Annotated in this window: 2 protein-coding genes and 1 pseudogene; all 3 read right to left on the bottom strand. The window is 63.3% G+C overall.

All coding sequences use genetic code 11. The features are described 5' to 3' along the window. Positions 1-1,251: pseudogene (locus EN939_RS20550) on the bottom strand (DNA translocase FtsK); the annotation flags it as partial. A gap of 310 nt (positions 1,252-1,561) precedes the next feature. Further along, a complete protein-coding gene (gene lptE / locus EN939_RS20545; protein ID WP_127269446.1) occupies positions 1,562-2,140 on the bottom strand; it encodes an LPS assembly lipoprotein LptE in 579 nt (192 codons plus the stop codon). Next, positions 2,127-4,751, bottom strand: coding sequence for a leucine--tRNA ligase (gene leuS, locus EN939_RS20540; protein ID WP_127269445.1), 2,625 nt, complete (start codon positions 4,749-4,751; stop codon positions 2,127-2,129). Before leuS ends, lptE begins: the two co-directional genes overlap by 14 nt. Positions 4,752-5,016: the final 265 nt, after the last annotated feature.

Below are 5,016 nucleotides of genomic sequence, written 5' to 3'. Positions count from 1 at the left end.
GTCCTCGAGCACGCTTTCCAGCAGATCGGCGTTCTGCTCGAGCCGCTCCTGCGACATGTAGAAGCCTTGTCCCTCCGGTGGCTGCTGCAACAGCTCTTCCGAGGGAAGCTCATAGGGATCGCCCGCGGTTGACAGCACGACCTTTCCAGCCCCAGGCAAGCGCGCGGAGCGGGCGGCAACGGCCCTGGCAGGGACGTTCACACTTGGCGCGGCCGACGCGGAAACGGCGTCGCTTTTGGCGGCTGGGATTGCGACAGGCTGGACCGGCGACGGCGCATCGCTCGCCGGCACGCCGGGTTGGGCGACGGCCTGGTTCGAATTGGCCGGCCAAGCATCCGGCAACGGCTTCAAGGCCTGGCCCGGAAGGCAGTCGATGACACGAAACAATGCGGTGGCATCGGTCCCTGGGCGAATATCGATCGGCGTAGCGGTGACTGGCGCCACGGCGAGCGATGCAGGCGACGCTGGACCGGTCTGCCGGGCCGGCGACGAAACGTCGACCAGATAGGGGGCCATGGCCTCGAAGAAGGCATGATCCGAAAGATACGGCCAGCGCAGCCTTTCGGAAGTGGTCGTTTTGATCGGGCCGCCCGGAGCAACGGACGCACGCGCGGATGCCTGCCCCGTCGCGGCCGTCCTCGGCGGCATCGGCGCAACGGCTGGCACCTTCTCCCTGGCGCGCCCCGCGGCAACAAAAGCAGCAGCCGGCGGCAGTGGCCCTTGCGTGGCGTGGCCGGCCAGCGGCTGGGAAGCAGGGCTTTTCACCGAAGCCGGCAATGCCAGGAGCGAAGGCGCGGAGGACGCCCCTTTGATCATGGATTGCGCAACGGCTTGCTCTGCTGGGCGAGTCGCGGCGTGTTCGACAACACGCTCGTGCTGCGGACGATGCTTCCTGGCCTCATAGTCCGGCGTGCGTGTAAAACGCACGTTGGGTGCAAGGAAGAAATATTCCTGCCAGGCAGGGCTCTCGATATCGCCGATTTTCGAAAGCGTGTCGTCCGAGCCACCCCGCGGCTCCATATAGGGCCGCTTGTTGCCACCGAGATCGACCACCGGCGCTGAATAGCCGGCCTGGCGTGTGGCGGGCTGCCGGCCGCCCGGCTCCTTGCGAGCCGGACGATCAAGGTCGCCTGCCGCAGAAGAACCTCGCTGACCACCCCTGTCGCCGATGCTCTCGGAGCGCTTCCCCTCGGGATCATCAGGCGATGCGGCCGTCGATAAATTGACCCGGGAAAAACGCTTGGCTTCCATTCTCAAGACTCACTCTGAAATGTCTGCCGAGCAATAGGGAGCGAGTGGTTAACAGTTGCTTCCCGGATGGATCGCCGACCATCCTGGGCACCAAAATCTTCGTGGTAATCGGCGAGCGACACGGCACGATCGTCGTCTCGCCGCATCCACGCCGGTGGCGCGATCTACTCGCCGTGCCGCAGCAGCTCGATGGGTATCTTCGGACAATCCCTGTTCGGAATCTGGCTCTGTTCGAGAATCTGGTCATGATCCCGCGATCACCCCATCATGCCTGGGGCGCCGGACCGTTTCCGTGAAGCGATGAGGTGCGCTAGCCGGTCTTGCCGTGCCGGACAAGGTCCTGGGCAATGGACAGCTGCAGCGCTTCCGCCAACTCTCGCGCAGCGCGATTCTCGGCGTCGATCTGCGCCCGGTATGCGGCGAATTCCTGACGCGGCCTGTCGAAGGACGAGGTGATCGAACGCTTGCCGGATGCGATCACCACGCCGGTCTTCGCATCGGCCAGCGTATAGCTGCCGGTCAGCGTCACGGAACCGGCGGTCGGTTCGTCTTCATCCGTTCCGACCTGCACGAGTGCCGCGGACTCGACCGCTTCGGTCACGCCGAGATTGAGCGAATAGACCGGCGAGGCCGGCTCGCCGGCGCCTCGTCCAAACCCGAAAATCAGATTGTTGCGCACCTGTTGGCCGTAACGCGTATTGACCGGCTTGATGCCGATCAACGCCAGTTCGGCACTGGCACTGGCCTGCGAACCCGACAGTGGCGCGCTCGAATAGAGCGGCCGCACCGTGCAGGCCGAGACAAGCGCGAGCGAACCTATCAGGCCGGCAAGCGCAATGCGGCGCAGCAAATGGTTCAACTCTGTCTTTTCCCGATCAGGCAACGACATTGACGATCCTCTGCGGCACGATGATCACCTTGCGCGGAGCCTTACCTTCAAGTGCTTTCTGCACGAAGTCGAGAGCCAATACCGCTTTTTCGACCGCACCTTGGTCCGCGTCGCGGGCAATTGTCAAATCCCCCCGCTTCTTGCCGTTGACCTGTACCGGATAGGTGACTTCGTTGTCGACCACCAGCGCCGGATCGAAGACCGGCCAGGGCCGTTCGGCAACGAGATCGGTGCCGCCAAGCGTTGCCCAGCACTCCTCGGCCAGATGCGGCATGATCGGCGCGATCAGATGCACGAGAATCTCCACCGCCTGCCGACAGGCGCCTTTCAGCGCTGCATCGGCCTTGCCTTCGGCCACCTCGTTGAGCGGCGTGGTCAGCGCGTTGGCCAGTTCGTAGATGCGGGCGATGGCGCGGTTGAAAGCGAGCTTCTCGATATCCTCTCCGACCGCCTTCAGGATCTTGTGCGCGGCCTTGGAAACCACCGCGGCCTCGCCGCTGCTGGCCGCTAAGGGCTTGATGCCGGCCAGTGTTTCGGCCGCCGTCGACACCAGGCGCCAGATGCGCTGGATGAAGCGATGCGCACCGGCAGCGCCATCGTCGGTCCACTCGACATCGCGCTCGGGAGGAGAATCGGACAGCATGAACCAGCGCGCCGTATCGGCGCCGTAGCCATCGGTGATGTCTTCCGGGCTCACCGTGTTCTTTTTCGATTTCGACATCTTTTCCAGCGGGCCGATGGTGACGGCCTCGCCGGTGGCGATGTCGATGGCGCTGCGCTTGCCGTCGACGTCCTCCAGCCGAACTTCGGTGGGCGCCAGCCAGCGGCCATTCGATGCCGAGCCGACGCGATAGGTTTCGTGCACCACCATGCCTTGCGTGAACAGGCCCTTGAACGGCTCGGCCAGATCGACATGGCCGGCCTCGCGCATGGCGCGGGTGAAGAAGCGCGAATAGAGCAGATGCAGGATCGCGTGCTCGATCCCGCCAATATACTGGTCGACCGGCAGCCATTCGTTGGCCGCCTTGGGATCGGTCGGTTCATGCGCCCACGGCGCGGTGAAGCGGGCAAAGTACCACGACGAATCGACGAACGTGTCCATCGTGTCGGTTTCGCGCCGCGCATCCCTGCCGCATTGCGGACATTTCACATGGCGCCATGTCGGATGCCGGTCGAGCGGATTGCCCGGGCGATCGAAATCGACATCGTCGGGCAGCTTCACCGGCAGGTCCACCTTCGGCACCGGCACCACGCCGCAAGCCTCGCAATGGATCATCGGGATCGGGCAGCCCCAGTAGCGCTGGCGCGAAATGCCCCAGTCGCGCAGGCGGAAATTCACCTTGCGCTCGGCCATCGGCCGGTTGCCGATGGTCTTCTGCTCCAGCAGTTTGGTGACTTCGTCGAAAGCCTGATCCGGCTTCATGCCGTCGAGAAAGCGCGAATTGATCATCACGCCGTCATCGACATAGGCTTCGTCGATGATCTGGAACGTCGCCGGATTCTCGCCTTCCGGCATCACCACCGGAATCACCGGCAGGCCGTATTTGTTGGCGAAGTCGAGGTCGCGCTGGTCGCCGGACGGACAGCCGAAAATGGCGCCGGTGCCGTATTCCATCAAAACGAAATTGGCGACATAGACCGGCAGCGTCCAGTTGTCGTCAAACGGATGGACGACGCGGAGGCCGGTGTCGAAACCCTTCTTCTCAGCTGTCTCCAGCGCCGCCACCGAGGTGCCCATATGGCCGATATCCTCAATGAACTTCGCCAGCGCCGGATTGTGCGCAGCGGCCTTCTTGGCCAACGGATGATCGGCGGCGACAGCCATGAAGGAAGCGCCGAAGATGGTGTCGGGCCTTGTCGTATAGACTTCCAGCTCATGCTCGCCACCAGAGGCGTCGGCCAGAGGCCAACGGATCAGCAGGCCTTCCGAGCGGCCGATCCAGTTCTGCTGCATCAGCTTCACTTTTTCCGGCCATTCGTCGAGGCCGTCGAGCGAATCCAGCAGATCCTGCGCGAAATCGGTGATCTTGAAGAACCACTGCGTCAGCTCGCGCTGTTCGACCAGCGCGCCCGAGCGCCAGCCGCGCCCGTCGATGACCTGCTCGTTGGCGAGCACCGTCATGTCCTCCGGATCCCAGTTGACCTTGGAGGATTTGCGCGTCACCAGCCCCTTCTCGACAAAATCGAGGAACAGCATCTGCTGGCGGTGGTAATAGTCGACGTCACAGGTGGCGAATTCGCGCGCCCAGTCCAGCGACAGCCCCATGACCTTGAGCTGCTCGCGCATGGTGGCGATGTTCTGGTAGGTCCACTCCTTGGGATGGACCTTGTTCTGCATCGCCGCGTTTTCGGCCGGCATGCCGAAGGCGTCCCAGCCCATCGGGTGCAGCACGTTGAAACCCTTGGCCCGCTTGTAGCGCGCCACCACGTCGCCCATCGTGTAATTGCGGGTATGACCGATATGGATGCGCCCCGACGGATAGGGGAACATCTCCAGCACATAGTATTTCGGGCGCGGATCGTCATTGTGCGCTTCGAACAGCTTCTTGGCGTCCCAGGCCTTCTGCCATTTGGGCTCTGACGCGCGCGGATTGTATCGTTCGGTTGCCATGGGACGTTTTTCACTTAAAAGCATGCGCGAACTGCGGGCGACGGCTCGGCAGTTCAGGGAATGTGGTCCGGGTGTTCACCATGGTTTGGCAAACCCGTCAACCATATGGGTATCGCGTCTGACAAAAACGCCGGTCAAAACAGCAGGATTTGCATATGGGCGATGCCGTTCAGCAGTTTTTCGCGGTCAAGGCGAAGATCGACGCCGCCGAGCGCGAGGCCGGCCGCGAAGCCGGCGCCGTGACGCTGGTCGCGGTCTCCAAGAC

Source organism: Mesorhizobium sp. M7A.F.Ca.CA.002.05.1.1 (assembly GCF_003998335.1).
Lineage (GTDB): Bacteria > Pseudomonadota > Alphaproteobacteria > Rhizobiales > Rhizobiaceae > Mesorhizobium.
Note: the sequence above shows the minus strand (reverse complement) of the source record. Positions and strands in the feature narration are given on the sequence as shown.

Excerpts from the sequence above, each read along its gene's own strand:
- lptE (WP_127269446.1), bottom strand. The coding sequence starts at position 2,140 with ATGTCGTTGCCTGATCGGGAAAAGACAGAGTTGAACCATTTGCTGCGC.
- leuS (WP_127269445.1), bottom strand. The coding sequence starts at position 4,751 with ATGGCAACCGAACGATACAATCCGCGCGCGTCAGAGCCCAAATGGCAG.